Origin of the sequence: Acinetobacter sp. AOR18_HL (assembly GCF_027855145.1) — a bacterium.
Taxonomy (GTDB): Bacteria; Pseudomonadota; Gammaproteobacteria; order Pseudomonadales; family Moraxellaceae; genus Acinetobacter; species Acinetobacter pittii.
Map to the genome: position 1 here is coordinate 1 of NZ_JAKTIG010000054.1, position 26382 is coordinate 26382.

General features: G+C 48.1%; 31 protein-coding genes. 12 read left to right on the forward strand and 19 right to left on the reverse strand.

The window, feature by feature from the left end; all coding sequences use genetic code 11:
* Positions 1 to 48 precede the first annotated feature (48 nt).
* From msrA (MKL51_RS13260) to MKL51_RS13275, 5 genes are all read left to right on the forward strand, one after another.
* Positions 49 to 522: a peptide-methionine (S)-S-oxide reductase MsrA gene (gene msrA, locus MKL51_RS13260; RefSeq protein ID WP_005403707.1), complete on the forward strand. Its 474-nt coding sequence runs from the start codon at positions 49 to 51 to the stop codon at positions 520 to 522.
* 3 nt (positions 523 to 525) lie between these two features.
* Complete coding sequence (locus MKL51_RS13265) at positions 526 to 786, forward strand: glutaredoxin (protein WP_005403706.1); 261 nt, start codon at positions 526 to 528, stop codon at positions 784 to 786.
* Between the two features lie 31 nt (positions 787 to 817).
* Positions 818 to 1258, forward strand: a complete 441-nt coding sequence (gene msrB / locus MKL51_RS13270) for a peptide-methionine (R)-S-oxide reductase MsrB (RefSeq protein ID WP_005403705.1) — start codon at positions 818 to 820, stop codon at positions 1256 to 1258.
* 54 nt (positions 1259 to 1312) lie between these two features.
* Positions 1313 to 1558, forward strand: coding sequence for a glutaredoxin family protein (locus tag MKL51_RS21000; RefSeq protein WP_011711656.1), 246 nt, complete (start codon positions 1313 to 1315; stop codon positions 1556 to 1558).
* A 205-nt stretch (positions 1559 to 1763) separates the two neighbouring features.
* A complete protein-coding gene (locus MKL51_RS13275; RefSeq protein ID WP_001281573.1) occupies positions 1764 to 2426 on the forward strand; it encodes a peptide-methionine (S)-S-oxide reductase MsrA in 663 nt (220 codons plus the stop codon).
* Positions 2427 to 2645: 219 nt separating this feature from the next.
* On the opposite strand, the gene MKL51_RS13280 is transcribed toward MKL51_RS13275, so the two are convergent.
* Both MKL51_RS13280 and MKL51_RS13290 read right to left on the reverse strand, forming a co-directional pair.
* Positions 2646 to 3623, reverse strand: coding sequence for a sensor domain-containing diguanylate cyclase (locus tag MKL51_RS13280; RefSeq protein WP_002119794.1), 978 nt, complete (start codon positions 3621 to 3623; stop codon positions 2646 to 2648).
* A gap of 617 nt (positions 3624 to 4240) precedes the next feature.
* A complete protein-coding gene (locus tag MKL51_RS13290) occupies positions 4241 to 5527 on the reverse strand; it encodes a GAF domain-containing protein (protein ID WP_000257537.1) in 1287 nt (428 codons plus the stop codon).
* A gap of 868 nt (positions 5528 to 6395) precedes the next feature.
* On the opposite strand from MKL51_RS13290, the gene MKL51_RS13295 reads away from it, so the two are divergent.
* The 4 genes from MKL51_RS13295 to MKL51_RS13310 all read left to right on the forward strand — a co-directional run bounded on the left by MKL51_RS13295 (position 6396) and on the right by MKL51_RS13310 (position 8713).
* Positions 6396 to 6557, forward strand: a complete 162-nt coding sequence (locus MKL51_RS13295; protein ID WP_223290059.1) for a peptide-methionine (S)-S-oxide reductase — start codon at positions 6396 to 6398, stop codon at positions 6555 to 6557.
* A gap of 58 nt (positions 6558 to 6615) precedes the next feature.
* Positions 6616 to 7170 carry a carboxymuconolactone decarboxylase family protein gene (locus MKL51_RS13300; RefSeq protein WP_000088799.1) on the forward strand — a complete coding sequence of 185 codons (555 nt, stop codon included), beginning with the start codon at positions 6616 to 6618 and terminating at the stop codon, positions 7168 to 7170.
* Positions 7171 to 7307: 137 nt separating this feature from the next.
* On the forward strand, positions 7308 to 7823 hold the full coding sequence (locus MKL51_RS13305) for a YkgB family protein (protein WP_004911234.1): 516 nt from the start codon (positions 7308 to 7310) through the stop codon (positions 7821 to 7823).
* 239 nt (positions 7824 to 8062) lie between these two features.
* A complete protein-coding gene (locus MKL51_RS13310) occupies positions 8063 to 8713 on the forward strand; it encodes an IS5 family transposase (protein ID WP_198114842.1) in 651 nt (216 codons plus the stop codon).
* A 7-nt stretch (positions 8714 to 8720) separates the two neighbouring features.
* Here the strand turns inward: MKL51_RS13310 and MKL51_RS13315 are convergent, their stop codons facing one another.
* The 3 genes from MKL51_RS13315 to MKL51_RS13325 form a co-directional block, all read right to left on the reverse strand.
* On the reverse strand, positions 8721 to 10457 hold the full coding sequence (locus tag MKL51_RS13315) for a UvrD-helicase domain-containing protein (protein WP_087400457.1): 1737 nt from the start codon (positions 10455 to 10457) through the stop codon (positions 8721 to 8723).
* A complete protein-coding gene (locus tag MKL51_RS13320; RefSeq protein ID WP_017482078.1) occupies positions 10454 to 12070 on the reverse strand; it encodes an ATP-dependent nuclease in 1617 nt (538 codons plus the stop codon). Before MKL51_RS13320 ends, MKL51_RS13315 begins: the two co-directional genes overlap by 4 nt.
* Positions 12067 to 13157, reverse strand: a protein-coding gene (locus MKL51_RS13325; RefSeq protein ID WP_087400455.1) for an IS4-like element ISAba1 family transposase whose coding sequence is annotated in 2 segments (ribosomal slippage) — positions 12067 to 12617 and positions 12617 to 13157 — 1092 coding nt in all. Because the reading frame shifts where the segments join, the coding sequence is not laid out codon by codon here. Before MKL51_RS13325 ends, MKL51_RS13320 begins: the two co-directional genes overlap by 4 nt.
* 187 nt (positions 13158 to 13344) lie before the next feature.
* Here MKL51_RS13325 and sdhC point away from each other — a divergent pair.
* Positions 13345 to 13719: a succinate dehydrogenase, cytochrome b556 subunit gene (gene sdhC, locus MKL51_RS13330; protein WP_005005993.1), complete on the forward strand. Its 375-nt coding sequence runs from the start codon at positions 13345 to 13347 to the stop codon at positions 13717 to 13719.
* Between the two features lie 860 nt (positions 13720 to 14579).
* Here the strand turns inward: sdhC and MKL51_RS13335 are convergent.
* The 5 genes from MKL51_RS13335 to MKL51_RS13355 form a co-directional block, all read right to left on the reverse strand.
* Positions 14580 to 14846: a hypothetical protein gene (locus MKL51_RS13335; protein ID WP_003464988.1), complete on the reverse strand. Its 267-nt coding sequence runs from the start codon at positions 14844 to 14846 to the stop codon at positions 14580 to 14582.
* A gap of 169 nt (positions 14847 to 15015) precedes the next feature.
* Entirely contained in the window at positions 15016 to 15297 is a 282-nt protein-coding gene (locus MKL51_RS13340; RefSeq protein WP_003464986.1) for a DUF427 domain-containing protein, read from the reverse strand.
* A gap of 67 nt (positions 15298 to 15364) precedes the next feature.
* The gene (gene grxC, locus MKL51_RS13345; protein ID WP_005005995.1) at positions 15365 to 15637 is read right to left on the reverse strand and encodes a glutaredoxin 3; all 273 of its coding nucleotides are present in this window, start codon (positions 15635 to 15637) and stop codon (positions 15365 to 15367) included.
* Positions 15638 to 16090: 453 nt separating this feature from the next.
* Positions 16091 to 16837, reverse strand: a complete 747-nt coding sequence (locus tag MKL51_RS13350; RefSeq protein WP_002118292.1) for a ferredoxin reductase — start codon at positions 16835 to 16837, stop codon at positions 16091 to 16093.
* Complete coding sequence (locus tag MKL51_RS13355) at positions 16830 to 17432, reverse strand: sulfite oxidase-like oxidoreductase (RefSeq protein WP_003464980.1); 603 nt, start codon at positions 17430 to 17432, stop codon at positions 16830 to 16832. Before MKL51_RS13355 ends, MKL51_RS13350 begins: the two co-directional genes overlap by 8 nt.
* Positions 17433 to 17899: 467 nt before the next feature.
* Here MKL51_RS13355 and MKL51_RS13360 point away from each other — a divergent pair, with 467 nt between their 5' ends.
* Positions 17900 to 18370: a TlpA family protein disulfide reductase gene (locus MKL51_RS13360; RefSeq protein WP_003464979.1), complete on the forward strand. Its 471-nt coding sequence runs from the start codon at positions 17900 to 17902 to the stop codon at positions 18368 to 18370.
* A 325-nt stretch (positions 18371 to 18695) separates the two neighbouring features.
* Here MKL51_RS13360 and MKL51_RS13365 read toward each other — a convergent pair whose 3' ends face one another.
* From MKL51_RS13365 to istB, 9 genes are all read right to left on the reverse strand, one after another.
* Positions 18696 to 18989 (reverse strand): DUF1330 domain-containing protein, encoded by a 294-nt coding sequence (locus MKL51_RS13365; RefSeq protein WP_010591688.1) that lies wholly within the window; start codon positions 18987 to 18989, stop codon positions 18696 to 18698.
* Between the two features lie 58 nt (positions 18990 to 19047).
* Positions 19048 to 19479: a GlcG/HbpS family heme-binding protein gene (locus MKL51_RS13370; protein WP_005006001.1), complete on the reverse strand. Its 432-nt coding sequence runs from the start codon at positions 19477 to 19479 to the stop codon at positions 19048 to 19050.
* Between the two features lie 72 nt (positions 19480 to 19551).
* Positions 19552 to 20565, reverse strand: a complete 1014-nt coding sequence (locus tag MKL51_RS13375) for a zinc-binding alcohol dehydrogenase family protein (protein WP_002118279.1) — start codon at positions 20563 to 20565, stop codon at positions 19552 to 19554.
* Between the two features lie 45 nt (positions 20566 to 20610).
* Complete coding sequence (locus MKL51_RS13380) at positions 20611 to 20919, reverse strand: hypothetical protein (protein ID WP_005006003.1); 309 nt, start codon at positions 20917 to 20919, stop codon at positions 20611 to 20613.
* Between the two features lie 91 nt (positions 20920 to 21010).
* Entirely contained in the window at positions 21011 to 21979 is a 969-nt protein-coding gene (locus MKL51_RS13385; protein WP_002118270.1) for a magnesium and cobalt transport protein CorA, read from the reverse strand.
* The gene (locus MKL51_RS13390) at positions 21976 to 22680 is read right to left on the reverse strand and encodes a glutathione S-transferase N-terminal domain-containing protein (protein ID WP_005006007.1); all 705 of its coding nucleotides are present in this window, start codon (positions 22678 to 22680) and stop codon (positions 21976 to 21978) included. The genes MKL51_RS13385 and MKL51_RS13390 overlap by 4 nt, the downstream gene beginning before the upstream one ends.
* Before the next feature lie 140 nt (positions 22681 to 22820).
* Positions 22821 to 23360 carry a peptide-methionine (S)-S-oxide reductase MsrA gene (gene msrA, locus MKL51_RS13395; protein WP_003464967.1) on the reverse strand — a complete coding sequence of 180 codons (540 nt, stop codon included), beginning with the start codon at positions 23358 to 23360 and terminating at the stop codon, positions 22821 to 22823.
* Between the two features lies 1 nt (position 23361).
* Positions 23362 to 23805, reverse strand: coding sequence for a peptide-methionine (R)-S-oxide reductase MsrB (gene msrB / locus MKL51_RS13400; protein ID WP_003464965.1), 444 nt, complete (start codon positions 23803 to 23805; stop codon positions 23362 to 23364).
* 520 nt (positions 23806 to 24325) lie between these two features.
* Positions 24326 to 25084 carry an IS21-like element ISPst3 family helper ATPase IstB gene (gene istB / locus MKL51_RS13405; RefSeq protein ID WP_074964445.1) on the reverse strand — a complete coding sequence of 253 codons (759 nt, stop codon included), beginning with the start codon at positions 25082 to 25084 and terminating at the stop codon, positions 24326 to 24328.
* A 90-nt stretch (positions 25085 to 25174) separates the two neighbouring features.
* Between istB and MKL51_RS13410 the strand changes: the two genes are divergently transcribed.
* Positions 25175 to 26340 (forward strand): IS3-like element ISAba22 family transposase gene (locus MKL51_RS13410; protein WP_085944217.1). Its coding sequence is split into 2 segments (ribosomal slippage): positions 25175 to 25433 and positions 25433 to 26340, totalling 1167 coding nucleotides; the frame shifts between segments, so codons are not numbered across the junction.
* Positions 26341 to 26382 lie beyond the last annotated feature (42 nt).

Sequence of the window (26382 nt, forward strand, 5' to 3'; positions counted from 1 at the left end):
ATTAGTAAATAGATAAAAACCAAGGAGGCTTTATGAAAAATAAATAATGTGATCGTTGCCGGAGGGTGTTTTTGGAGTCTCGAAGACCTCCTTAGGAGTCTGGACGGTGTGACGTCAACGAAGGTGGGCTACTCTGGCGGAGATTTTGATGATCCTACCTACGCCGATATTATAACAGGGAAAACGGGGCACGCCGAAGCGGTTCGCGTGGAATACGACCAAGACGAAATATCTCTCGAAGAGATTCTACATTACTTTTTCAAAATCCATGATCCGACTACGAAGAATCGCCAAGGAAATGATGTTGGCACTTCGTATCGCTCGGCAGCGTTCTATCGTGACGATGCACAGAAAGCGATTATCGAAAACGTGATTGATGAGGTCAATGAGATCGGTCGCTTCGAGAATGAAGTGGTCACGACCGTCACCCTGGAAAAAGAATTCTACGACGCTGAGGCATATCACCAAAACTATTTGCAGAGGAATCCCAGCGGATACTCTTGCCATTTTGAAAGAGACTAAATCATGAACCAAATGAACGAGGAAAAAATGAAAGCACTTAAGAATGTTGTTATTTATACGAAAGACCATTGTCCATTTTGCGCACGCGTGAAGAATTACCTAACTGCTGAAAAGGTCGATTTCAAACAAATTCGCGTAGACGACGATCCGAAGACTTACCTGGAGTTGAAGGAAAGAACAAATCTCCAAACTGTACCGCAAGTTTTTGTGGATGGAGAATTCATTGGTAGTGCTACAGACTTCTTCTCGTGGATTGATAGCTAAAGAGTGAACCCTAAAATAAAGGAGCAAATATATGTTCAATTGGAAAAGCATTTACAACTACCTGGATAACGGCACTCCCGCGCCTCCCAAAAAAGTAGAAAAGAGCGAGGAAGAGTGGAAAGAAATTCTGACGCCAGCGCAATTTCGGGTCATGCGGATGAAAGGCACCGAACGCGCGCACACCGGAGAACTCTGTTCATTTTATGAAGCTGGAAGGTACGCCTGTGTGGGCTGCGACACCGAACTCTTTGACTCGAACCTAAAGTTCGATTCGGGAACGGGATGGCCGAGTTTTTCTGAGCCAGTCGCAGACAACGTAATTCAATATGAACTGGATACGACCTTCGGGCGCAGAATCGAAGTGCTATGCAATGTGTGCGAAGCCCATCTGGGGCACGCTTTTCCAGACGGTCCTGAGCCATCAGGGGTCCGATTCTGTATTAACTCGGAGTCATTGAAGTTTGTAGAATAATTTTTAAATCGAGGGGGTTTATGAAAGTGAACCTTTTGAAAAAAGGAGCCGTTCGTGTTGATTAAGCTGTTCGGTCATAAAGACTGCCATAAAACCAAGATTTACCATTCGTACTTGCAAGAAAAAGGGAGCCAGTTTGTTTTTTTGGATGTTCATGAAGACGACGCGGCTGCTGATGAACTGTGCTCCCTCTATTCGAACGGAAAGCTGAATTTCCCGACAATAGTGGTTGGGACAAAGAAGCTGAGAAACCCCAAGTTCAAGGACCTTGACAGGTGGTTGGAAGCTTCAATGAAATAATGAGTTTTTTAGAATTATTAATAACTTAATAAGCAGTAAGATCAATGATTACAGCAATTTTCCGCAGTTGTGTTACCAAGAAACATGCTGCGGAGTTTTAGCAAAGATACTTCATCAAGCTGGTGTTGGAAAACGTGGTCTTATCGTCGTTTGCACGGCGTGAGGAATGGGAGTGGCTTCAATTTTTGAAAGTTAGGTGAAAAATATGTCGGATCTAAAAATGAATAAAGAAGACGGTGTTGAAAGCTATGAATTTGCAACCCCTGAAGCAATCGAAGAAGCATTGAAAATCGGGAAGCTTAGTCAAACGGTTTTCGGCATGGGTTGCTTTTGGGGACCGGATTCTAATTTTGGAGGGACGCAGGGAGTAGTGCAAACACGTGTTGGCTACGCTGGAGCATCAACTCTGGATCCGAGTTACCGCAACATCAACGGACACGCCGAAGTCGTCAGAGTGATCTACGATAAAGACCAAATCAGCTACAGGGAACTTCTTGGAAGTTTTGAATCATGGTCTGTTCATGGTAGAAAGCAGGGCCAGTATCGCCAGATACTTTTTGTTTTTGATCTGGAGCAAAAACAAGTAGCTGAAGAACTGATTCAAGCGATTGGAAAGGAGAAATCTCCCGAGGTGATTGAGGCCGGAGAACAAAATGGTTATTTTTGGCCCGCCGAAGATTACCATCAAAAGCATCGTCTTCGCAGAAACAAACAGCTTGTAAGTCTTGCAGAAGTAGATTTCGGTCCTCGCTGGGATGAACATCTGTATTTTACTAAATTAAATAGTACCGATAGAAAAGGCTTCAGTCTCTCAAGCTGGCTAAAAAAGTTGTCTCCGGAAATGCAGAAAGCTTACCGAATCGGTTAATCTGAAATTGCAGCTGGCTAAAGAACTCTATTTTCTATATGTAAAGAATGTGACGATCTCCTTCACATGGAGTCCAAGAGAGCATAAAAAATCTGTGTAAGTCGCATTACCCATGTATTTGAAAGGAATAAATAATGCCAATATCAGACCAGCTTATCGACCGAAGCAAGACCTCAGTTTTTATGAGGTCTTGAGATCAGCGCAGCATGAACAGATCTCTTACAGTGTGGCGAACACACTGGTTTGATTGCGGCCTTGGGTTTTAGCTTTGTATAACATCTGATCGGCGACTTCGAGCAACTGCTTTTTGTCGTCAAATAAATCAGCGCTGGCCAAACCTATGCTGACCGTTAATTGTCGTAATAACCACTCATGGTTAGCCACTACCAGCCTTAACTTTTCCAGTGTTTTATTTGCGGACGCTGTGTCTGTGCCTGGCAGGATCAGCACAAACTCTTCACCACCATAACGGGCGAAAAAGTCATAGTTCCTGCTATGGCGCTGAAACAGAGCCGCGACTTGACTCAGTGCCTCATCTCCTGCGGCATGACCATAGCTGTCGTTAAAACTCTTAAAGTGATCAATATCAATCAATGCCAGTACAAAAGATTGTCCTGTTCTTTGCCAGCGAGCAAATTCAGCTTCAAACTTGAGGTCAAAAGCTCTTCTGTTGTTCACCCCTGTCAGCGCATCCGTCATGCTGGTATTATGTAATTGTTCGCCGACTTTTTTCAGCTCCAGTATGGCGATCACTTGTCTGGACAGAGCCTGCAAAGAGCTTATCTGCCGCTGGTTCAGCTGCTTAGGAACATGATCATAGACACAAATAGTACCAATCACTGCACCTTCGGGATCAATCAGCGGCGAGCCAGCATAAAATCGGTAGCCAGGTCCTGAAATCACCATAGCATTGGTACTGAATCTGTGATCTAAAGTAGCGTCAGGGACCACCATTACCGCATCAGGTGTTTCCATTGCATACACGCAAAAGGACTCTTTAATTAATACAGAGGTACGCGAAATACCAACTTTTGCAATTAGATTCAGCTTTGTGTCATCGGTTCGCGTCACCATAGCCACTGGTGCATCACAGATATAACACGCCAGTTCAGTGATATCCCGCAGGTTCTGATCTGCTTCAGCAGGTGCTTTTAGTGTGGTTTCTGCACTAGCTGTTTGAGCTAAACTAAAGGTCATGTACTTCTCCGTTTTTCTACTGCATTTTTCAAAGATCCTGCATAGAAAAATGAATTAAATCGTTGATTTAACTCTAGCATAGATCTGTCAGACTTGAAGTTATCTCTGTAGCAATGGTATTGTTTTGTACAATATTCGCCTGCTTGATTTGAGTTTTAGCTGTATTTATAAACTTTTGGCTTTTCCGGTCGCAGGCTCTATAATTTGCTCGTTTAAATCCAACTCTTCGTCTAACGTCATCTATTTAGTGTGCATGCGGCCTCCGGAGCATTTTCCGTGGCTTATTTTACCGAAGCATCGGGATTGCTAAATAGAGCTGAACGCTGTAATGCGCTTTCGAACTGAGCTTTCCGTAACTTCGGCATTAGTTCATGTACCTTGCTTACTGGATGTTGGTTGACGCGCAGCAGCACGTCCGTCAGATAATCGTAAACGTTAATAGCAGTGTTGACCTTGCTTTGAATGACGCCAACATGCTTAGCACCAAGCTCCGTTCAGCAGAATCACAGCCAGTTTTTCAGTTATCCCAAGTGTCACTCTCAGATTAAAGGCCGCCATACCGGATGTAGTGCCAACAAGAAAACTAAAACACAACTTCGCTGATCATCGCTGAGTGTTTATAAATCGTCTCCCATCACCGGTATCGATAAGCAGATAAGCCTGGTTATGCCATTAGCAGTTCTTGAAGCATTCCTGCTTTCAATGTCGTCAACGTGATCACGATTTGAGTTGAGATAACGACTCTGTTGCTGAAGACTCTCAGTTAATTGCCACTCACCAGATTCAAGAACAGCACCCGCTAACTCGGCACATACTGTTGCAAAACCATAAAGCGCTTGATTATCGCGGGTAAAACGCAGCGGCATCGTCTGGCCTTTTACAAGAAGGGACCATTCCAAAACTCTGTACTTACCTTTTAATCGGTTACTGACAAAAATAGTTATACTTGTACCGCTGGCGCCAACAACTAAAAAGCTCGTGATAGCTAGTCCTATCAGAGACCATAACTCTGGTTTCCCACTTAGTAACAGTGGATTAGGCAAATGACTCCTCAAAACGAGATCAGCACCAAGGGTCAGCGCTGTTTTATACACTGCTTGTTCTAATAATGGAGTTGCATTGACCAGTGACGCAACAGCATCACAACTATAAGGTTCTAGAACTGCCGTAGCTCTCAACCATTCTGTTTCATGGGCAATCGCCAACAAATTTGACCAAATTCGAACCAGTGCCGCTATATGAATGGAGTTTTCATCAGTCAGGACGGTTTGATTAAGCTGCTTATCCAGTTCCTGATGCCAGTATTGGTATTGGCTTGTCAAAAGTACAAACAACTCAGATTGAAGCAACTTATTATTAGTTACCGGTCTTATCCTATTTGACATCTCATTGAATAGTTGTATAAATTTTTTGTCTGCTTGTTGCTCACGCTTTAGCAGATCTTGCTGTTGTTGAAGCATCTGTAAATCGTATTCAATGGCCTGCTTAAAAAGTGTGAGTAAGGAACAGTGTTGTGATGCCCGATCTGGGCTTGAAAAGTCCAACATACACAAAGTACCGAAAGTTTTTCCGCTAGGCCAAAGCAATGGCAGGCCATAGTAATAACTAAAGCCTGCTGCAAATGTTGGGTTATTGTTTTCATATCGGGTACCGATTGCATTTTCAACTAGTAATGGCTGGTTACTGGAAATGACTTGGGAACAATAAGTGTTAAGTGCCAATGGAACAGGTTCACCGCAATAAAAAGTTGGTACTGACACACTGCCAACAGCCTGACAAATTTCGTTTTTATCTAATCGATTAATCAGCACACAAGGCACTTCCGCGACTTGAGCCATCGAGTTTACAATGCCTTGCCAGCGCTCTAGGAGCAGAGCGGTTTCTATGCTCAAATCTACTGCCATTTGTTCCCTCAGTATTTAAATAGTCCCCTTTTGCATCATTCGATCTTGTTTATCTCAGAGTATCAAACAGGAAACAAAGTGATTGATGTCAATCAGGGAATTAGCAGCATTGATGCATTAAGCGGCGCACATACACTCTAAGTAAAGTGCTTAAGTCTGATTATGGCAAGAAATTGTTACTTTGTCAGGGATAGTCAACACTTTATTAGCGAGAGACTTGCTTGGCTGACATTTAAGACAAATCGCGAGATTCCAAATCTGCCACCAACAGTCGGAACTGAGTAACTCACTTGAGCTTTAAAAAGTAAAGCATTGAAATATTTATGGTATTTATACATCCTACCTAGCTCACAGCAGAGTTTAGCATCGTGCATTAATATGACCTTACACTAAAAATACGTACTAGTTGACGTCTATCAAACTCGTTTACGAGATAGTGTAGTGGTCGACAAATTTTGGCCACATCGTTATTGCCTAATAACCGATGCTCTCTTTAAATGCGAAATGAGTAGTGCACGCATTTTTAGCCTTTTGGCAAAACGTTGATGTCTCGAAATTTTCAAGCGCTGTGCCTTGTTTATTTTCAGAAACGTCTGCTTTCAGTGAGTTCCTGATGCTCGGGCGCTCTAAATTATGGGTATAGACAATCTGATTTGCCCTATATTTGCAGTTTTTCGTGAACCCTTAATTTCACAACTCTTTTAATCTGATATCCAAAGTCTGCATCCATACATAGCCCCTACGTAAACTGTCTAATAAGTCACATTATACGAACTATTGAGCATGTTATATCTATTTTACATGCTGTAAATTCAGTTCCATTAGTAAATAGATAAAAACCAAGGAGGCTTTATGAAAAATAAATAATGTGATCGTTGCCGGAGGGTGTTTTTGGAGTCTCGAAGACCTCCTTAGAAATCAGGACGGCGTGACGTCAACGAAGGTGTGTAGTGGCACTGAAATGGCGACTGCGCAAGACGTGAAGATGAGCTGTCTGATAGCAACGGATTATCAAGCAGAACCTTCTTAAATACAATTTATTCCACGCCAATACAGCGTGCTGTCTTTCAAATCACTAGGAGAAATTTATGTCACGTTTGAACACCCCTACCACAATCGACGCCGCGCCTACTGCTACCCATACCTCACTCAAGGCTGTGGAAAAACAACTGGGCCGCGTTCCTAACATGTTCCGCGTCGTTGCCAACAGCCCTGCTGCGCTGACTGGCTACCTGCAATTGAGCGCAGCATCAGCACAGGGCGGCTTGGGTACAGCGACTCTTGAGCGTATTGCCCTAGCCGTCGCTGAGATCAACGGCTGCGATTATTGCCTTGCTGCCCATTCCTTCCTAGGCCGTAAGGTGGCCAAGCTTGATGATGCTGAACTCACTGCCAACCGCAGCGGTGCATCAAATGACCCTAAGGCCGACGCAGCCGTGCGTTTTGCTGCCGCCGTAGTCCGCCAGCGCGGGCAAGTCAGCAATGACCAGGTCCAAGCGGTGCTGAACGCTGGCTACAGTGATGCACATGTAGTGGATATTCTGTTGGCTGTTGCCCTGAACACTTTCACTAACTACGTTAACGAAGTGACACAGACCGAGGTCGACTTCCCGGCCGTTCAACCACTAGGCATTGATGTCTAATCCATTGGTGCTCAACTACAGCAATTACCTAAGTTAGGTTCGACTCGAGTAAACATATAGTTTTTCTCAAGAGTCATATCATTTTAGTGGGCTACATAGAGTGAGTCCACATGGCTAAAAATAATTGGAGATATAAGATGACTATTCCCGAAATTGAAAATGGTGTCCAGACTACCAATACCCTTAGTAATAATCTCGGTGCAAAAATCACTAAGTTTGGTATAGGTGGCATCTACGTTGCCATGACGATAATATATTTGTGGTTTGGTGGCATGAAATTCACTAGCTACGAAGCAAACGGTATACATGGTTTTGTTAGTAATAGCCCTCTGCTTTCGTGGATGTATAGCTTCCTCAGCATTCAAGGATTCTCAAATTTTCTGGGTGTGCTTGAAATTTCAGTTGGCCTGTTAATCGCTGCACGAGTTTTCTCCCCTAAGCTCGCAATCTTGGGCGGTGTACTTTCAACCGGACTCTTTTTTACGACATTGTCGTTCATGCTGACTACACCCGGTGTTTTTGAGGCATCTCTTGGGTTTCCTGCGATCTCTGTGGTTCCTGGCCAGTTTTTGCTAAAAGATTTAGGCTTGTTTGTCGTGTCTATATTTATCGTAGGTACATCACTTACAGCACTGGAGCACAAAAACAAATAAGCCTCACCCGAAACAACTATAAGTTAGATGGCTCCTAAACACATTAGAGAGCCTTTATTTTTATCTTTTAAGTGCTTCAAGTACGTGCCTTACTAGAGGCTGTTGATCTTTGAGTGAAAAATGAACGGCATAGCAACAAGGTATAATGGTTTCGCCAAAAATCAAAAATACCACCGAGAACGGACGTTGCTATGCCAAGGACAATGCTAACAGATAACGCCTAGGAAGCCCTAAAGCAAATACTTAAAGAGACAGGGCGTGTTTACAATAAATATGAACACCGAAATACACTGGAAGGCATACTTTATCGTATGCGCACAGGCATTCAGTGGCGAGATTTGCCTGAAAGATTCGGTCGTTGGAACTCTGTATTTAAGCGCTTTAACCTTTGGTCAAAGAAAGGTGTGTTACAAAAATGGTTTCAAAGCATATCGTCCGATAATGATCCAGAATGGTTGTTTATTGATGGAAGTATTGTCAAAGCGCATCAAGACAGTAGCGGAGCCGCAAGCAGTTCAGATGAAGCGATAGGAAAAAGTCGGGGTGGGAGTTCTACAAAAATTCATCTCGCTGTAGATAGCGGTGGGCTTCCCGTTTATTTTGAAATATCGGGTGGTCAGATAAATGACATTGGTTATGTGAAAAAAACCGATGCAGAAACCCAGGTACTGTTTGAATTTATCGCGCATCGATATGAAAGCGGTAGCCTGATCATCACAGCCAATCACCCGTTTAGTGCATGGGATCAGATCTTCCCAGACAGCATGATGACGGTAGCGGCCATAGATCGGCTGATCCACCACGCGACAATTATAGAATTAGAAGGAGAAAGCTATCGAAAACAACATCAGTTAAAACAAGCTGGAAGTAGGAAAAATGAGAAAACCTAACCGGCCATCATAATTGACGCGAACCGGCCAAGATAGTTGACGCCGAACACAACAAATTACTTACTGTAAGAAGTGCTGTATCCGACAATGATTGAGTTGCTAACACAGCTAGCCTTGTCATTGGGCGAGAAATGGAAACATAAAAAAGATTACGAGCTCTATAAAAACCTTTCGTATTTGCTCTATTCAGTTTTTTAGTCTCAAGCAACTCGAGAAGCTGTGGCCATTTATAATGATTCCACCCACCACCTAAGACAACTAATACATTCTCAAACTCAGCCCCCTTAACACTATGCTGCGTTGCAAAAGGAGTCTGCTTTTCAATAAACCTTGTAACTTCGATAACCTCCTTATATTCGATTTTTTTTAATTTATTATAACGTTGTAGTGTTGAAGACCATTCCGCTTCAGGTGTATCCATAAGTGAAAGAATCTCTTCCTCTCTTCTAAGTATTCGATCAGATGGCAATGGGCGTTTTGTCGTCTTTAAATGATCTATCACTTGACCAATAGTTCCTTCATTCCTTAACTTTAGCAATTGATCCATATCTCTTCGCCACAACATTTTATCTTCATGTTTTGTAATAGCAGGTCTAGTGCCTAATTTCTTAAACATTTCTCCATAAAGTGATGAGCTATAAGCTATGCATATTGGTTCAATTACTTCAGCAAAGAATCTAATAACCGGATCTTCTTTCTTTGTAAATTGTTCTGTATGGCGTTTAAATAATTCAGCAATTTGAGGATAGCCTTGTTCAATAGCCAAAACATTGTGACTAAGCATTAATACTTTTGTTTTTTGTAAATCCCAACCCTCTCCTTGCAGCCTTATTATCAACTCCTCACGGCAACTACGGGCTAAATCCGAAGGTAAATCTTCCTTAGAATGGAGCTCATCAGTTCTCCCCCCCTTATAAGCGTTGGTATGGAAAAACCTAGCCTCACCTTTAGCTTCTGGTACGCTAACAGCTTGAGGGAGTTCTGGACGTAAAGTATTAAGTACATTTACGATGGCGGGAGCTGAACGAAAGTTTGATCCCTTAGCAATTTCTTCAATTGGATATTCTGCTAGCTCATACTCACTACTGTAAATGGTTTGCCAATGATCTCCAAAAAGACCAATTATGGGGCCAGTTTTTGGCTTTAAAAAGAATTCAGTTATAGCATCCATAAATTTACGGTTAGTATCCTGATATTCATCAATAAAAATTACTGGAAATTGCTCACTAAATAACATCTGAAACTTTTCTTTAGCCAAAAGCATTGCCATCAATTCAGGTATATCATCATGATTAAGCGTAATTCGCTTCTCATCGACACTAAAGAATCCTAAATCATATTCTACTAGTTGTGACCCAATACCACCGCCCAGCTCAATTTTCTCTTTTTTATCATCTATTTCACTAACTAAATCACGTATTGCCTTCTGAAATTGACGAATAAATGCCCAACAAAAACCATGAATTGTATCAACAAGAATTGCTGGGTGATCTTCAATTTCTTGAGCAATTTCATTGCGTGCAACTTCTGTATAAGTAATACAAGCAACTTTTTTACCAGTCCGTACTAACATGGAACCATGTTCGTCGATTAGTTTCTTGAGTGCCGCTACCAAAGAATATGTCTTACCTGCCCCCGCACCTGCTTCAAGTCTAAAACTATAACCCGCATCTAGAGCCTCATTGATCTTTCTCTGAGCTTCTTGTGCAGCAACTAGTGCAGGATTTTCTTTAATCTGGCTCATGCTGTTGCTCCTTTATCTAATGGTTCTAAATTTTGTATAGGAACATCAGATTCAGCAAGCCAAACTAGACCCTCATGAATATATCTTGGTACAACCCATTCTTTTTTGCGAATTGCATATTCTAAAGCAAAATCTGATTTAGTAAGCCCCTTCGCATACTCCCAAGCTTCAATAACAACATCCTCTTCATTTGGCAGAGTAAAGTCTTTGAGGTTTGCTAAAATCAGAGCATCCTCGTAGCTTCTTGCACAAACATCCGTATTTGGATCCTCAGGGATCTGGTATGCAATTCGTCTACAGCTAACCTGCTTATCAGTTGGAGTCTTAGCTAAAAGTTCTACTGGGGATAAATGAAAATCCTCTATCTTTTTAATATCCTTAGGAGCAAACCAATATCTTATTGCGGTATTACAGGTTCGCGTACCTTCCGCTACTGGGCATTTTTCCCATACGTTAATTTTCTTTTTTTTATTATTTTCTTTTTCCACCTTTTTGATTGAATCTAAATCAGTAACTACCAAAGTCTTAAGTTCAAGAAAGTCGAGGAGTGGATAAAAAAGATGAGCATGAGCTCCTCCAGCTTCAATACAAGTTACATACTGGCTTGCTAATTTTTGATGTTCTGGTAAGGATTTATCAACTAATTCTCTGAGGCGAGGCATTAATAACCGTTCAGTTGTCCCCTCAACCATAATCACTTTATCTGCAAAATAAAGATCACACTTAGTCAGAGTCATGTATTTATGCAAGAACTCTTTATCAGTAACAGATATTGTTTGCATACCCTTTTTAAAATCTTTAACTTTAGTATTTCTAATACTTTTCACTGCATCTTTTTGGTTATAGAAATATCTTACTGCATCAAAACATGCCGCATTAGCAACATGAGAAGAATGTGTAGTAATAATAAACTGAACATTCCAAACGTCTTCTGCTGGATAGGCACTCGAAAGCTTTTGAATAGCAACATTTAATTGATTAATAAAAACTTCCTGCATCTGTGGATGCAAATGAGCTTCAGGTTCTTCAATGAATATCAAATGGGCTGAAGGGCGAGTAATTTGAGATCGGTAAATTTTGTGATAGCTTTCAAGTTGTAGCAGCATATAGATTAAATTTCGCGTACCAAGACCATTATATCCCTCAGGTAAATGCACACCATCTGTACCACTATAAACAACTTTTGTATGCCCAGACAAAAGTGCCTCTACATTTAATGAAGTTTCAGGCCTTAATTCAGTATCATTAAGACTTGGAAAACCCATCACCCCCATAACAGGTAATAACTTTTTGAGCATTTTGTCAAAATCACTTTGAACATTAAGCTCAATATCTTCAACAGATTTCTTTAATTTCGCAGCTAACTCTTGATCAGATTCTGTAGCCGTTGGTGCAGCAGCTGTTTTAAACAATTCACTAAGTAATTTTCCGATAACATCAGCCTCACCAAGCTTTGTCTTATCAAGAGTTCTTTGTGCTTGAACAAAGTTACATTGTAATAATGCTGCGAATGCTGAAGTATCCTCGAAATTTCTCTTATTAGACTTATCCGTCGGATCTATTGCACTAACATGCACTTCGTAAATTTTTGCTCTGTACACGACAAATTTCACAGAACCCTTATCCTATCAGGATTCTGCCTTCTTAAAATTGCCAAAATTTCCTTAAACTCTTCTTTTTTCCCAAAACCAATTAAACGCTGAATCGCCATTTGAACATAGTCTAAACCATAGCGAAATAAACTCATTGAGAGTCGTCCATGCTTCTTTATTTTTATCGCTTTTTTTTGATCATGTTGCCATTCACCCGTTAAGTAACACCAACAGAAGCTTATAGCTAACACCGCAATCAATTTTTTCACTCGTCTAGGGTCTGTCAAGCGCGTATTTTCAAGATTAAACCCGCGTCCTTTGAGACAACTGAATAAGGTTTCAATTTCCCAGCGTAATGCATAATCCTGAATAGCATTGGCATTAAACTGAGGAGAAACGACGAGTAAAAGCTCTCCATTTTCTAACTGTAGTGCACTTATATATAGTTTCACCCGACCAACCAAAATCCGTCGTTTACGACATTCAATTTGACCAACTTTAAGATGGCGAAATAAATCACTAATTTTATGATTCTTTCCTAAATGATTGGTGACAATGAAGTTTTTTTAACACGAATGCAGAAGTTGATGTCTTGTTCAATTAACCATGTAAACCACTGCTCACCGATAAACTCTCTGTCTGCGAACACATTCACAATACGGTCTTTACCAAAAATGGCTATAAAGCGTTGAATCAAAGCAATGCGCTCTTTCGTATCTGAATTTCCACGTTTATTAAGCAATGTCCAAAGGATAGGTATCGCTATTCCACGATAAACGATTGCGAGCATCAGGATATTAATATTTCGTTTTCCCCATTTCCAATTGGTTCTATCTAAAGTCAGTTGCACTTGGTCGAATGAAAACATATTGAAAATCAACTGAGAAATTTGACGATAATCAAAATACTGACCTGCAAAGAAGCGCTGCATACGTCGATAAAATGATTGTGGTAAGCACTTGATGGGCAAGGCTTTAGATGCAGAAGAAAGATTACATGTTTGCTTTAAAATAATCACAAGCATGATGAGCGCAAAGCACTTTAAATGTGACTTGTTCCATTTTAGAGATTTGTTTAAGATAAGATATAACTCAATGAGATGTGTCATAGTATTCGTCGTTAGAAAACAATTATTATGACATTATTTCAATGAGTTATCTATTTTTGTCGTGTACAGAGATCACGCTCATAATTTATACTGTTCCTGAGATGGTAGTTTCCTAATAGTTACAGCTGCTATGATGAATGAGATCGAAAACTGAAATCCCCCACTAGAATTGTTGACTGGAGTCAAAATGAATAAAAAGCGGCCGGTTAATCTTGATATTCGAACCATTCAGCTTCCTCTCACGGCGCTTACATCGATTCTGCACCGGATTTCAGGAATTATGCTCTTTATTTTTCTGGGACTGATACTGTATATGCTGAGCAAATCGTTGGAGTCAGAAAAGGGTTTTAATGAAGTCAAGGAGATTTTTTCTTCACCTTTCGGCAAAGTTAGTTTCTGGTTGGTATACTCTTCATTTATTTATCATCTCGTAGCCGGAATTCGACACCTAGTTATGGATGTGGGTGTTGGTCATACTTTGAAAGGCAGCAATCGCGCCTCTACTATTGTTTTAGTAGTGTCGGGTGTTTTAATGGTTGCTGGCGCCGTATGGATTTGGTAGCTGTGGAGTCGTAATGCGTATTTACAAGGACTAAAAGCGTCCTTTAAAGCTAACTTACGAAAGTATTTATAATCGACGGTTCACGCTTAAACGGTTGAATCCTTTCGGGCTTCCGAATAGCTGTTAGCTGAAAGCTATCATGAGCTAAGTTTTCTGTGCATCATCAAATGTGTTAATGGGAGCGCCATAGTACTAGGTACAAATATGGCTCTAGGACAATGTTAGATGTTTTGGATTTTGAGGCGGATCGCTCTTATCGAAGATCGTCTAATTCGCTCTGAAGCGCAGGTTTTTTGAAACTATCACCTGGTTGGCACACTGTGCGAATCAACATCAGATATGAGAAAGCCAATCAGGTGAACACTACCCTCGAGGGCTCATCTGTCCAGTTAAAGCCTCGAGTCTTTCTGGGTGCGCAAAAGACAAGAAGGTTATATGGGAAAATTATGAGGCCTGGATACCATGCGTCATGGGCGTGCCGATGCTGTGAGTGACAGAGCGAGAAGCAAGTGAAAGTCCCTGAAGTAGGGGCGGGATGCGCCCGAGTGGCATTTTTTGTCTTAAGGTAGATCGCGTAGCTGTTCTTCAGAATAATCTTCAGAGCGTTGACGACAGCCATCGCTGTGCATTCCTCAAGAATAGAATGTGTCGGAAGGGTGGCGTCATTGGTGTTAGTCATCGCTTAGGATTTCTCAATCTGGCTTACACGGGCGCCTGTACCGATATCCCCGCGGATGGCGACGTATCGATGTTGAATTCCTCGCCAGACGAAGTGCAATGAGCTGCGGCTATAAGCTTGCGCAGCCTTAGATAGCCGGCCGTCGCAGGCGCGCCGGTTGGCCGGGATCTTCTTCTGCCCGTCAGGTGTCCGGTCGGAACTCCAGCACGAACGCTACGACCTTTTCGGCGGACATTTCGCACGGCTTCAACAATGTCCTATCTGATGTAACGCGGAAGAGGTTGAAGCTGACAATGTCAGTCCCGTCCAACTCCCTGGCGAACAGACTGTTGCGACGTCCGTCCCCAGATCGCCGGACGATCAAGCTGAAACGCCGGCCTTCATAAGTCCCTTCTCTGTATCCCTCCGCAAGCTTCGCGAAAGCGGCATCGAACTCGGAATGCTCCATGTCATCCATCCTTATTGATAGAACAGAGGCGCGGCGGGTGCGAGACCGCCAGTGCCGGGTCGCGCTAAGGTGCCGGGCAGATTCCTGCAGCCGACGAGGCCCGGGGTGGGCAGGATAATTGAGATGTCGGCGCCCGCATGGCTATCAGCGAAGTCGTCCGTCCAGTCTGCTAGGCAACGTCCACGCCTTTCCAGAAAGCGATGTAATCCCGGATACCCTCGGCATCCGGAGTGGGGGCGGGATAGGTCCAAGCGGCGTTCACGTTGAGCGCGTCACCCGCGCGAACATGAAAGAAGCGCGCGGCGCCTTTGATCGGACAGACAGATGTGTGCGGGCTCATCTCAAGCAGGCTCAGGTCGACTCCTGACGGTGGGAAGTAGTGATTTCCCTCGACGATGACTGTTTCGTCGCTTGTGGCGATAGTAGTGTCTTTCCAGATGGCTGAGACCAACGGACTCTCCTTTTGTATTCATCAACCGGCGAAGGCTCGCGGGCTGGCTGCCCCAAGCCGCACCTCCTCAGGTGGCAGGCGGGTTGCGCCCGAGAAGTTTGTCGAGCTCGCCTCTGACATCGAGCGCGAATAGCTCATCGGAGCCACCGATAAGGGTGCCATTGATGAAGATCTGCGGCACGGAGCTTCGCCCCGACGCTTCCGCCATGGCCTGCCGGTGAGCCGGATCCGCCTCAATATCGAGCTCCTTCCATCGCACGCCCTTTTCCTTGAGGAGCGCCTTCGCTCGGCGGCAGAACGGGCACCAATTCGTGGTGTACAGCAATACATCAGTTGTCATATTGCATCTCCGGCAGTTGCACGCGGATCGCTGTCATGGCGTTGATCTCCAATTCGCGGCGTTCAAAGATGGCGACTGCACCTTGGCCGACATCGGAGCAGATGCTGACGATTGGCCGCTATCCAGGCGACATGGCCCAAAGTGCTTTCACCGCCAGGCAGAGGCCGCACGCGCCTCCTGTAGCGCCGAGCCGATGCTCTAAGGTAACCGAGCCTCGATTGGGACGGAAGCGGTCCCGCTCGAATCGCCCATCATGCTGGTCGAGCATATCAGGACGACGGATAGTGCAGGAACTTTCAAATTGAGCTTGATGTCGAGCCAGGTATCGCGAGCGAAGGCGTTCTAGAGGCCGGGGGGTACGAAGACTGTGTTCGGCAAAACGGTTCACGTTGATCGCCAAAGCTTCCCAGGGCGCACGTCTACGATCGGCGCGACGTGAGATAGCTCGCGCCGCTAGCCCCCGTAGCGCTCCGTCTTGATGATGGAGGCGTCCAAGCCCGCCAGCAGCGCGCTATCGGTTGCGATGTTGACGAATCCGTTAGACCCGCAGACGAACACTTGCGTCGGCTTTCCCTGAAGCCTGGTTAGAATTTCTTGGACCATCATGCCGTCGATCCGTCGCGCAAAGTCCGATGCGCGAACCGGTTTCTCGCGCGTAATCGCGAGCGCCAGGACGAACGCCGGATCGCTGATTTCGATGCAATGAAGTTCTTCTGAGAAGAGAACGTCCTCGGCGGTTCGTGCGGACAGGAGCAACGCTGTCGGAACGGCTTGGGCCAATGCGCGGCGCTGCCGGATCATTGCCATCAACGGCACGAGGCCGGAGCCTCCCCCGATCAACAGAACCGGATCTATGGCAGGCTCAGGCCAAAGGAAATGGCCACCGAGCGGACCGCGAACTTCGATTTCGTCACCAATCGCCGCGATGTCGTGAAAAAACGGCGAAACTTCGGCATCCGGCATGCGCTCGATAGCTATCTCGACGATCGGGGTCGAAACTGCCGATGACGCGATCGAGTAGCTGCGCATTGCACTGTAGCCGTCGGGCGCGGTCAGCCGGATATCGACGTGCTGACCTGCGGTGTGCGCGAACGGCTTGCTCAACCGAAGGAAGAAGCTCTTGATACTCGGTGTTTGCTGGATGATGTCGTCGATCACGCATGATTGCCACGAACGGACTTGCGCTTCGTTTTCAGTCATGGGTGTATCGTTGTTCGCGCCACGGATCGCCGTAGATGTGATAGCCGTGCAGCTCCCAAAAGCCGGCCTCGTCACGCGTCGTGAATTGCAGCGCATTCACCCATTTGGCGGATTTCCAGAAGTAAAGGTGCGGCACTAGAAGACGCGCCGGCCCCCCATGATCGCGGGAAAGTGGCTTGCCCGCATAACTGAGGGCGACCATCGCTTTCCCGGAAAGCAGATCCGTCAGAGGGACGTTTGTCGAATAATTATCGTAGCAGTGCGCCAAGACGAAATCGGTAGGCCGATCAAGCTCTGCATCTGCAAGGATGTCTTCAATGAGTACACCCTCCCAAACGGTATCCAGTTTGGACCAAGAGGTGACGCAGTGAATATCCTTTGTCACCTGGGTCTTTGGTAGAGTGTTGAATTCGCCCCAATTCCACGTTTTGACGGGCTTCGGACCAATTTTGACTGTGAATTTCCAGTCGGAGGGCTCTACCCTCGGCGTAGGGCCGGCCGACAGAACAGGGAAATCCTCCACCAGATGCTGACCTGGCGGAATCCGATCGGACTGGTCGCCTGAACCGCGACCGGTGAAACCTCTGGTGACCATAGTGACCCCTCTTGCTCGATACGGCAGACCGAAGCCGGCCTTCATTTCAGTACTCTGCGTAAAGCATTTGCCCGCACATCCGCCGAATAAGCCAATCGACTAAAAATCAGATACAGATGCTCTATCATCGTAAAAAATCGCGTATCGAACATAGCGTCAGGCCAGCATGATTCCCAATACCCAATGGCTATAGGGTAGATAACCCCAAGGCTGCGTACGCTGATCTGCGGTATGCGGAGCGGAAGTTGCAGGTTCGCTCTCAAACGGATGGGCAGCGTGCAAAGCTCAAGGCTCACCAGCGCATGGTTGCCCAGTTCGCGCTCGCCGGCAGCTTGAGTATATTAAGGACGAAATGTCGATCTGATCTATTCTGGCTTCAGGAAATAGGGAAAATAAGGTCGGACGTTCGCGCACCGTCGCGACGCGCGATCATCCACTAAGCTTCTGTATCGGGGTTGGAGGATCAGATGAACGAGATCGAACGACAAGCGCCTGAGCTGCGGGTGCAAAAATGGATTGGCAAAGATGGGGAAAGTATCGCGCCGTTCAAACTGTCAGATATCGGGCCCGGCCCGAAAATCTTGTTTGCCTTCCAGCATTGGTGCCAAGGTTGCCATTTGCATGGGTTTCCGACGCTACAAAAGTTGCATGCAGCGTTGAGCTCAAAAGACGTGGGGTTCGCAGTGATCCAGACCGTCTTCGAAGGAACGCATGAGAATACCTTCGAGAAGTTGCGCGTGAACCAGCTCAAGTATGAGCTTCCTATCGTTTTCGGTCACGACGAGCAACCGACCGGCTCGCCGTTTCCAACCTTCATGGAAGACTACCGCACACGAGGAACTCCGTGGTTTACGGTTATCGACGCTGGCGGTAGCATTGTTTTCTCGGACTTCCATCTCGACGCGGAGCGACTAGTGAAGCAACTTGAGCAAGGTTAATCGTTGGAAGGTGGGCAATCATCCTGATTGCCACCCATCCCCTGATGCCCACTACAGGCGTTGCGCGCTGTAACTCTGTTGATCAGCGTGCGAAAACCCGGATCCGGATAGGAGGAGCGTCAACGATTGAATCAATCCGTTGGGAGAGGGCGGCTCCGCTCCGTCAGCTCGGCAATAGATAACCCATTCTCGCCGAGCAACTCTCTGATCCGATCGACGATATGAGCCCCTAGCGCCGCTGTCTTGGTCCCCCCCACAGATTCCCAAGATGCGAGTTCACACGCCGATACCTCGTGGTCAGCGCCGAAGTGCTTCTGTCGGTATGTCACCGCCGCCCTTCAATGATAAAGGCGCGGTAACGGGAACCGGCAAAGCGTTGAGCAGCGATGGTTTGGTAGGCGGGACTGTCATACCAGTCGCGAGCGGCCTGCATCGTCGGGAAACGCAAGATTACGGCCCCTTCGATGGGCGGCCCCTCCAAATGCTGGATCGCGCCATAAGCGGCGAGAAAGGTAACGTCGTGACCATCGAACGATGGTCCGACGCCTGCAGAATAGGTTGCGAGTGCATGTGGGTCGCTGGTTTCTTCCCGCGTAAAGACGACGAACGCTTCCATCATTAGGCCTCTCAAAGGTTGGATCTGTTGGCCATTACCACCGGTGATGGCCTCACAGTCGTCAGGCTGGCAACTGGAACCCGATTTTCATGAGTGCCTCGACGCACGCATCCTGATCCTGCTGATAGTTGCCTCCGGAGATGCCTATGCCGCCGATCAACTTCCCATCCTCCAGAATCGGATAACCGCCGCCGACAGCGACCATCCGAGGGCGATAGGCTAGCGGCGCCACTTTTGGATCGTTGGTCACATAGTCGTTCCAGACATGGGTCGGGAACCCAAACGAGGCGGAACTCCAGGCCTTGTCGATGGCAACATCGACGGTAAGGAACGGCGCATCGTCGGTGCGCTCGAACGCGCGCAGGTTACCGGTGGCGTCGACGACGGCGACGGCAGCCGGGATGCCGATGGCACGGGCCGCAGCGAGCGCCGCGTCGATGAGGGCGACTGCGGTTTCGCGGTTGATCGAGGCGGTGGCAATAGATTTGGTCATGGGATTCTCATCGCTGGGGCATAACCCGTTCGGCTTTTTGAGGTTGGACAAGATGTTTGGCGATCGCGGTCGTTAGAAGCCTTCGAGGACGATCTTGCCTTTAGCCGCGCCACTTTCGATCAGTGCATGCACCGTCTTCAGATTGGCGGCATTGATCGGCGACAGTCGCCGGGTCAGCGTCGTGCGGATTTTGCCGTCGTCAACCAGCGCTGCCATCGCATCCAGAATCTCGCCCTGCTCATTCATGTCGGGCGTGCCGTAGATCGACCGCGTGAACATCAGCTCGTGGTGGATCGACACCGCCTTGCGCTTGAAAACCATGATATCGAATGCCTTGGGATCGTCGATCAGTCCGAACCGTCCTTGTGGGGCGATCAGTTCGGCGATGTCGGCGACATGTTGCTCGGTATGTGTGGTCGAAAAGACGAAAGCGGGAGCACCGATGCCGAGTTCGGCGATCTGTGGCGCGAGCGGACGAGAATGGTCGATGACGTGGTGAGCTCCAAGCCCTCTTACCCACTCTTGGGTTTCCGGTCGAGAGGCTGTGGCGATGACGGTGAGGTCCGTGCGCTGTCGCGCGATCTGGACGGCGATCGACCCAACCCCGCCCGCGCCACCGATGATGAGGATCGCCTCCGCCGCACCGGGTACGGGCTTCGCCACGTCCAGGCGGTCGAACATCGCCTCCCAGGCCGTCAACGTCGTCAGCGGCAGCGCCGCCGCTTCCGCCCAGGAGAGCGACGCAGGTTTGTGACCGACAATCCGGGCGTCGACGAGATGGAACTCCGCATTGGTACCGGGCCGTGTGATCGATCCGGCATAATAGACCTCGTCGCCTAACTCGAACTGCGTGACGTCGGGGCCGACCTCGCGCACAATCCCGGCGGCATCCCATCCCAGCACCTTCCAATCGCCATCTGCCGGCGGCGTGCTGTTGCGGACCTTGTAGTCGACCGGGTTGACCGAGACGGCCTTCACCTCAACCAGGATATCGTATCCTGCAGCGACAGGCCGAGGCAGATTGATGTCGACCAGCGCGGCATCCGCGGCGATGGGTCCCGGAACCTTGTAACCAATGGCTTTCATAAATGTCTCCAGCTTGCTTGATCGGATGACGCGAATGCTCGTTAGTCAACTTCTTCTACATTGAGGTCCCGACTCTTGAACTGGGTCGCGGTAGCAGATTTCATCGAACACGTCGATCAACAGGCCTTTATGCTCTGTCGCCGGATCGGTGATCGCGTAGATGTTGGAGGCATCTTCGCCGTCGTCCCCGCTCTCGAGGCGCAACGCCGCATCGACGCGAATGCTGCATGCATCGAGGGTTGACCCTAGTTCGAGATCGACGAGATTGCCGTCCTTGACGCGGTATTCGCGGTCATAGCCGTTGGCGATGAATGACTGGACTGCTTCTAGAACGTCGGTCACCTGGGAGGTCATGGAAGCACCTTCATCTTGAACTGGATTGGACACGCTCGCGCACAAAGCGCGCTGTGACTCGGCGGACGGAGAAGCTCGCGAAGTGCGTTACTCATAGCCACTTGGCCTTCTTGAAGCGCATGAACAGGAGAAGGCAGAACACCGCTATCACTCCGAGCACGACGAAGTAGCCATATGGCGTGTCCAGTTCCGGCATGTGCTTGAAGTTCATGCCATATATTCCGGCGATCGCCGTCGGGACCGTCAAGATCGCCGCCCAGGCCGCGAGCTGGCGAGTGACCACACCGATCCTTTGCGCTTCCAGAAGGCTGCTGGCCTCGAAGACCGTGGACAGGACAAGCAGGAGGCCGTCGACCATGGACTGCACGCGGTGGACATGGTCCGCGACGTCGTGGAAATATGGTGTCATTTCGGCGCTGATGCAGGGAAAGTGGCCGCGAACGAGCTTTCGCACCAGCTCGGCCATAGCCCCGAGCGTGCGCTGGAACCGCGTGAGTTCGGACCTTAGTTCGAAGATTCGCGCCACCTCTTCTGGCCCGAGGAAATCGTGCAGCGACCGTCGCTCCATCGCCAGGACGTCGTCCTCGATCATTTCGAAGATGGGCAGATACTGGTCGACCACTCGGTGCAAGATCGCGTGCAGCACATAGTCGACACCCTTGCCGAACTGCGTCGGCGATGCCTCGAGTTGCTCCCGAAGTTTGCCCAGCGCTCCGGCATTGCCGTGCCGCACGGTGATAAGGTGATTGTGACCGGTGAAGATCGCCATCTTGCCGTAGCTGATCCGGTCGCCGACCAGCTCGGCGGTCTGGGCGACGACGTACAACTCATCGTTGTAGACCTCGAGCTTGGGCGGGCACAGCGGGTGCATGGCGTTGTCGATCGCCAAAGGATGGAGGTTATACGTCGTCTGGATCGCGCTGAGTTCGTCTGCGGTGGGCTCGCTAAGCGCGATCCAGCAGAAGCCCGAGCGATTCTCGTTTAGTTCGACGTGCTCATCGAGCCTGATTTCACGGACTCGCTTACCTTCGTTGTAATAATATGCGGCGATAATGGTCATGCAGGCCTCGCAGGAATTCGCAGGCCACGCTGTACAGCCGGTCGCGCCAGCCCGCGTTCGAGCCATGCCTGCACGTTCGAATAGCTGCTTAGGCCGAGGATGTCGCCCGCTGCGTAGAATTCGACCAGCGCATTCACCCAGCCAAACGTCGCAATGTCCGCGATCGAGTAATCATCGACAATCCATTCGCGGCCCTCCAGCCGGTGATCCAGGACCCCGAGAAGACGCCTGGATTCATCAACAAAGCGCTGCCGAGGTCGCTTGTCCTCATAGTCCTTGCCGGCAAATCGCAGGAAAAAGCCTAGCTGTCCGAACATCGGCCCGATGGCCGACATCTGAAAGAACACCCACGCTAGGGTCTCGTAACGCTGGCCTGGTTCGGTGGAGATGAACTGACCCGTCTTGTCGGCCAGATAGAGGAGGATCGCACCGGATTCCCATAAGGCGATGGGTCTACCGTCAGGGCCAGCCGGATCGATGATCGCCGGTATGCGTCCGTTCGGGTTCAGCGACACGAACGCCGGATCCTTCGACTCGTTGTTCGAGATGTCGATCAGGTGGGGCTCGTACGCCAGGCCAGTCTCCTCAAGCATGATCGAGACCTTGACGCCATTGGGCGTAGGGGCTGCGTAGAGTTGCAGGCGATCGGGATGAGATGCCGGCCAGCGCTGCGTGATCGGAAAGGACGAGAGGTCTGGCATAAATCTGCGATCCTGGTGTTGCGATGGCGACTGACTGGAACGAGCCGTCACTCTGAAGTAGGGTTCGATGACCGCGTCGCTGAACGACGCGGTCACGAAGATTGCGGACCGGACCGGCGCAGTGGCAACGGCAGTGAAGCCTATTCCGCCGCGGTCCCGGCCGCTGGCTGTACGTCGTCAACCTTTTGGCGCTTCGGAAGCACCCAGCCGGGACGGACGAAGTGGCAGGTGTAGCCGCCCGGGCGCTTCTCCAGATAATCCTGGTGATCGGGCTCGGCCTCCCAGAACTCGCCGACCGGCTGGACCTCGGTCACCACTTTGCCATCCCACAGCCCCGAGGCATCCACATCGGCGATCGTATCCTCGGCGACGCGCTTCTGCTCCTCGTCGACATAATAGATGCCCGACCGGTAGGAGAGCCCACGATCATTGCCCTGGCGGTTCAGCGTCGTCGGATCGTGGATCTGGAAGAAGAATTCCAGGATGTTCCGGTAGCTCGTCACTGTCGGGTCGAAGACAATCTCGATCCCCTCGGCATGCGTGCCGTGATTACGATACGTGGCGTTCGGAATATCGCCGCCCGTGTAACCCACACGGGTCGAGATGATGCCGGGCCGCTTGCGGATCAGATCCTGCATGCCCCAGAAACATCCTCCTGCGAGAACAGCGCGCTGATGCATGTTAAGCCTCCTCTACTTGATCGAGATATTCACCGTATCCCTCGGACTCCATCTCGTCGCGCGGGATGAAGCGAAGGGACGCTGAGTTGATGCAGTACCGCAGACCGCCGCGGTCGGAAGGACCATCGGGGAACACATGGCCGAGATGACTGTCTGCGTGTACTGACCTGACCTCCGTCCGGACCATGCCGTGTGCGCTGTCCCGCACCTCGTTCACGTTTGCCGAAACGATCGGCTTGGTGAAGCTGGGCCAGCCAGTACCCGAATCGAACTTGTCCGTCGAAGCGAACAGTGGCTCTCCCGACACTATGTCAACGTAGATGCCAGGCTCCTTGTTGTCGTTGTACTCGCCCGTGAAGGGCCTTTCGGTGCCCGCCTCCTGGGTAATTCGGTGTTGCTCGGGAGTCAGGTGGTCGATTGCTGTCTGTGACTTTTCAAACTTCATTACAGTCTCCAATACTTATCTAGAGGGCCAGGCACGCTACCGCTAATTTTTTATGTCTCCTGATTTGCTCCTACAATGGTAGTGGGATGGCAAACGAGGTTTTACTAAGTGTTGGAAAATTAGAGATTTAAATTTCGCGTCTATTAATTCTAGCGCAACTGAGTGGTTAAGCAAGTACGTAATCAGTAAATATTAAAAAAATAACACAAAAGCACGATTATATAATACAGTGTCAGTGTTTTATGATAATCAACAACGCCTGTTTAGATGCTGGTAGATGCGAATTTTTTGGCGTACAGTCAAAATTTTCTGATGGTTGCTTAGTGTGTTGGCGCTGATGGAAAATTGACCCACCCTGCCGATTGAAATTTGACCCAGGGCGGATTGCTGATTTTGTTACCAGCAACTGTGGATAAGTCTACCAGCGCAGCTGCTGTTGCCCCCACTCCTTCGCTAGCCCAGTTCAGTTGTTTAAGACCTGCCACACGCAGCCATGTAGCAGGCCGTCGTCGCCATGAAATCAGAACGGCTCATCGTCCTCCGGTTCCTGGCCGCCCTTACGCTTTCGCTCCCGTGATTTGATCTTGGCCTGGGCCGCCAAGCTACTGTGTTGCAGGCGATAGGACTCGTTACCGGTTTCGACGATGTGGCAGTGGTGGGTCAGCCGATCCAGCAGGGCGGTGGTCATCTTGGCGTCGCCGAACACGCTCGACCATTCGGCGAAGCTCAGGTTGGTGGTGATCACCACGCTGGTGTGTTCGTACAGCTTGGATAGCAGGTGAAACAGCAACGCACCGCCGGCCTGGCTGAAGGGCAGATAACCCAGTTCGTCGAGGATGACCAGATCCATGCGCAGCAGAGCTTGGGCGATCCGCCCGGCTTTGCCGTCGTGCTTTTCGCGCTCCAGCAGATTGACCAGATCGACCGTGGAGTAGAAGCGCACGCGCTTGCCGTGCCGGGTGATGCCGGACACGGCCAGCGCAGTGGCCAGGTGGGTTTTACCGGTGCCAGGCCCACCGATCAGCACCACGTTCTGCGCGGTGTCGGTAAAGGCCAGACTGGCCAGTTCGCTGATCAAACGAGCGTCTGCGCTGGAGGCGCTGAAGTCGAAGCCGGCCAGGTCGCGGTGCATCGGCAGCTTGGCCATGTTCATCTGGTGGCTCACCGAGCGCATGGCGCGATCTGTGTGCTCTTGTTCCAGCAGGTGTTCGAGCAGCCACTTGGACGAGGCTGTGTTCGACTCACCCTGCGCAGTCAACTCCGCCCAGGCCGTGGCCATGCCGTGCAGGCGCAGCTCCTTGAGTGATGTGTGCTGAAAAAACAGGAGGTTTTAACTTGGTAAACTAAACACACTCATCAGGAGTTTACCATGAGCAAGAAACACAAGACTTACACCACAGAATTTAAAGCTGAAGCCATCAAATTAATTGAAGCCAATCAAGGCAATGTCTCGGAAACAGCTAGACAACTTAGCATTTCAATGCAAACTCTTTCAAATTGGAATACCAAAGCAAAGGCTGGAACTTTAGCAGGTACAAAACAGTATTCACCTGATCTAAACGCTCTACTCGAAGAAAATAAAAAACTCAAACAACAGCTCAAAATAGCTGAAATGGAACGTGAATTTTTAAAAAAGGCAGCAGCGTACTTTGCCAAAGAAAGTCAGTAAGGTACGCCTATATGAAACAAAAAAGATATTCTTTTCCAATTACCTTAATGGCTCGATTACTTCATGTTTCAGTTTCATGTTTTTATGATTGGCTCAAGAGAGGCGTGAGCAAAAGAACGATTCAACGAAATCAACAGACGATATTGGTGAAAATAGCCCATGAGGAGACAAGGCAGAGCTATGGTTATATTCGATTAACCAAATACTTACAAGCTCAGGGCATAAAAATGAGTATGTACGCTGTACGTCAGATAAAAGCGCTGAACCACCTGTATTGTAAGCGACACAAGCGTTTTAAAAGGACTACGAATAGTGACCATAATCGAGCGATCTATGAAAACCTGCTGGAGCAACAATTCTCAATGACTAGACCAAATCAAGCATGGTCAAGTGATATTACGTACATATGGACTGTTGAAGGATGGCTGTACTTAGCAGCGGTAAAAGACCTTTACACGAAACAAGTGGTTGGCTATAGCTTAAATGAGCGCATGACAGCACAGCTTGTTTGTAATGCGCTAAATATGGCTATTCACAATCAAAAACCAACCAAAGAACTGATTGTGCATTCAGACAGAGGAAGTCAATATTGCAGCCATGAATATCGAAATATACTTGAGCAATATGGTTTTCAAGGTTCAATGAGCAAGCGCGGAGACTGTTACGATAATGCACCGATTGAAAGCTTTTGGGGAATACTGAAAAATGAGTTAGTGCATCATTACAACTATCAAACCAGAGAAGAAGCCAAAGCAGATATTATAAAATACATTGAATTATTTTATAATCATCGAAGAATTCAAAAGGGTTTGGGTTTTAAGACACCAAATCAAATGGCCGAAGACTTTTATAAGTTGGCTGCCTAGAATCTCCCAAGGGAAAGTCTCCTGATAATTCAGCGTATATCA

Coding starts and splice junctions, on each gene's coding strand:
- msrA (WP_003464967.1), bottom strand. CDS start 23,360: ATGCATCAGCGCGCTGTTCTCGCAGGAGGATGTTTCTGGGGCATGCAG.
- istB (WP_074964445.1), bottom strand. CDS start 25,084: ATGGCCACGGCCTGGGCGGAGTTGACTGCGCAGGGTGAGTCGAACACA.
- msrB (WP_005403705.1), top strand. CDS start 818: ATGTTCAATTGGAAAAGCATTTACAACTACCTGGATAACGGCACTCCC.
- MKL51_RS13275 (WP_001281573.1), top strand. CDS start 1,764: ATGTCGGATCTAAAAATGAATAAAGAAGACGGTGTTGAAAGCTATGAA.
- MKL51_RS13265 (WP_005403706.1), top strand. CDS start 526: ATGAACCAAATGAACGAGGAAAAAATGAAAGCACTTAAGAATGTTGTT.
- MKL51_RS13355 (WP_003464980.1), bottom strand. CDS start 17,432: ATGGTCACCAGAGGTTTCACCGGTCGCGGTTCAGGCGACCAGTCCGAT.
- MKL51_RS13290 (WP_000257537.1), bottom strand. CDS start 5,527: ATGGCAGTAGATTTGAGCATAGAAACCGCTCTGCTCCTAGAGCGCTGG.
- MKL51_RS13385 (WP_002118270.1), bottom strand. CDS start 21,979: ATGACCATTATCGCCGCATATTATTACAACGAAGGTAAGCGAGTCCGT.
- MKL51_RS13280 (WP_002119794.1), bottom strand. CDS start 3,623: ATGACCTTTAGTTTAGCTCAAACAGCTAGTGCAGAAACCACACTAAAA.
- MKL51_RS13350 (WP_002118292.1), bottom strand. CDS start 16,837: ATGACTGAAAACGAAGCGCAAGTCCGTTCGTGGCAATCATGCGTGATC.
- MKL51_RS13370 (WP_005006001.1), bottom strand. CDS start 19,479: ATGACCAAATCTATTGCCACCGCCTCGATCAACCGCGAAACCGCAGTC.
- MKL51_RS13390 (WP_005006007.1), bottom strand. CDS start 22,680: ATGCCAGACCTCTCGTCCTTTCCGATCACGCAGCGCTGGCCGGCATCT.
- MKL51_RS13305 (WP_004911234.1), top strand. CDS start 7,308: ATGACTATTCCCGAAATTGAAAATGGTGTCCAGACTACCAATACCCTT.
- grxC (WP_005005995.1), bottom strand. CDS start 15,637: ATGACAACTGATGTATTGCTGTACACCACGAATTGGTGCCCGTTCTGC.
- msrB (WP_003464965.1), bottom strand. CDS start 23,805: ATGAAGTTTGAAAAGTCACAGACAGCAATCGACCACCTGACTCCCGAG.
- MKL51_RS13380 (WP_005006003.1), bottom strand. CDS start 20,919: ATGACCTCCCAGGTGACCGACGTTCTAGAAGCAGTCCAGTCATTCATC.
- MKL51_RS13335 (WP_003464988.1), bottom strand. CDS start 14,846: ATGGAGCATTCCGAGTTCGATGCCGCTTTCGCGAAGCTTGCGGAGGGA.
- sdhC (WP_005005993.1), top strand. CDS start 13,345: ATGAATAAAAAGCGGCCGGTTAATCTTGATATTCGAACCATTCAGCTT.
- MKL51_RS13315 (WP_087400457.1), bottom strand. CDS start 10,457: ATGAGCCAGATTAAAGAAAATCCTGCACTAGTTGCTGCACAAGAAGCT.
- MKL51_RS13360 (WP_003464979.1), top strand. CDS start 17,900: ATGAACGAGATCGAACGACAAGCGCCTGAGCTGCGGGTGCAAAAATGG.
- MKL51_RS13365 (WP_010591688.1), bottom strand. CDS start 18,989: ATGATGGAAGCGTTCGTCGTCTTTACGCGGGAAGAAACCAGCGACCCA.
- MKL51_RS13300 (WP_000088799.1), top strand. CDS start 6,616: ATGTCACGTTTGAACACCCCTACCACAATCGACGCCGCGCCTACTGCT.
- MKL51_RS13375 (WP_002118279.1), bottom strand. CDS start 20,565: ATGAAAGCCATTGGTTACAAGGTTCCGGGACCCATCGCCGCGGATGCC.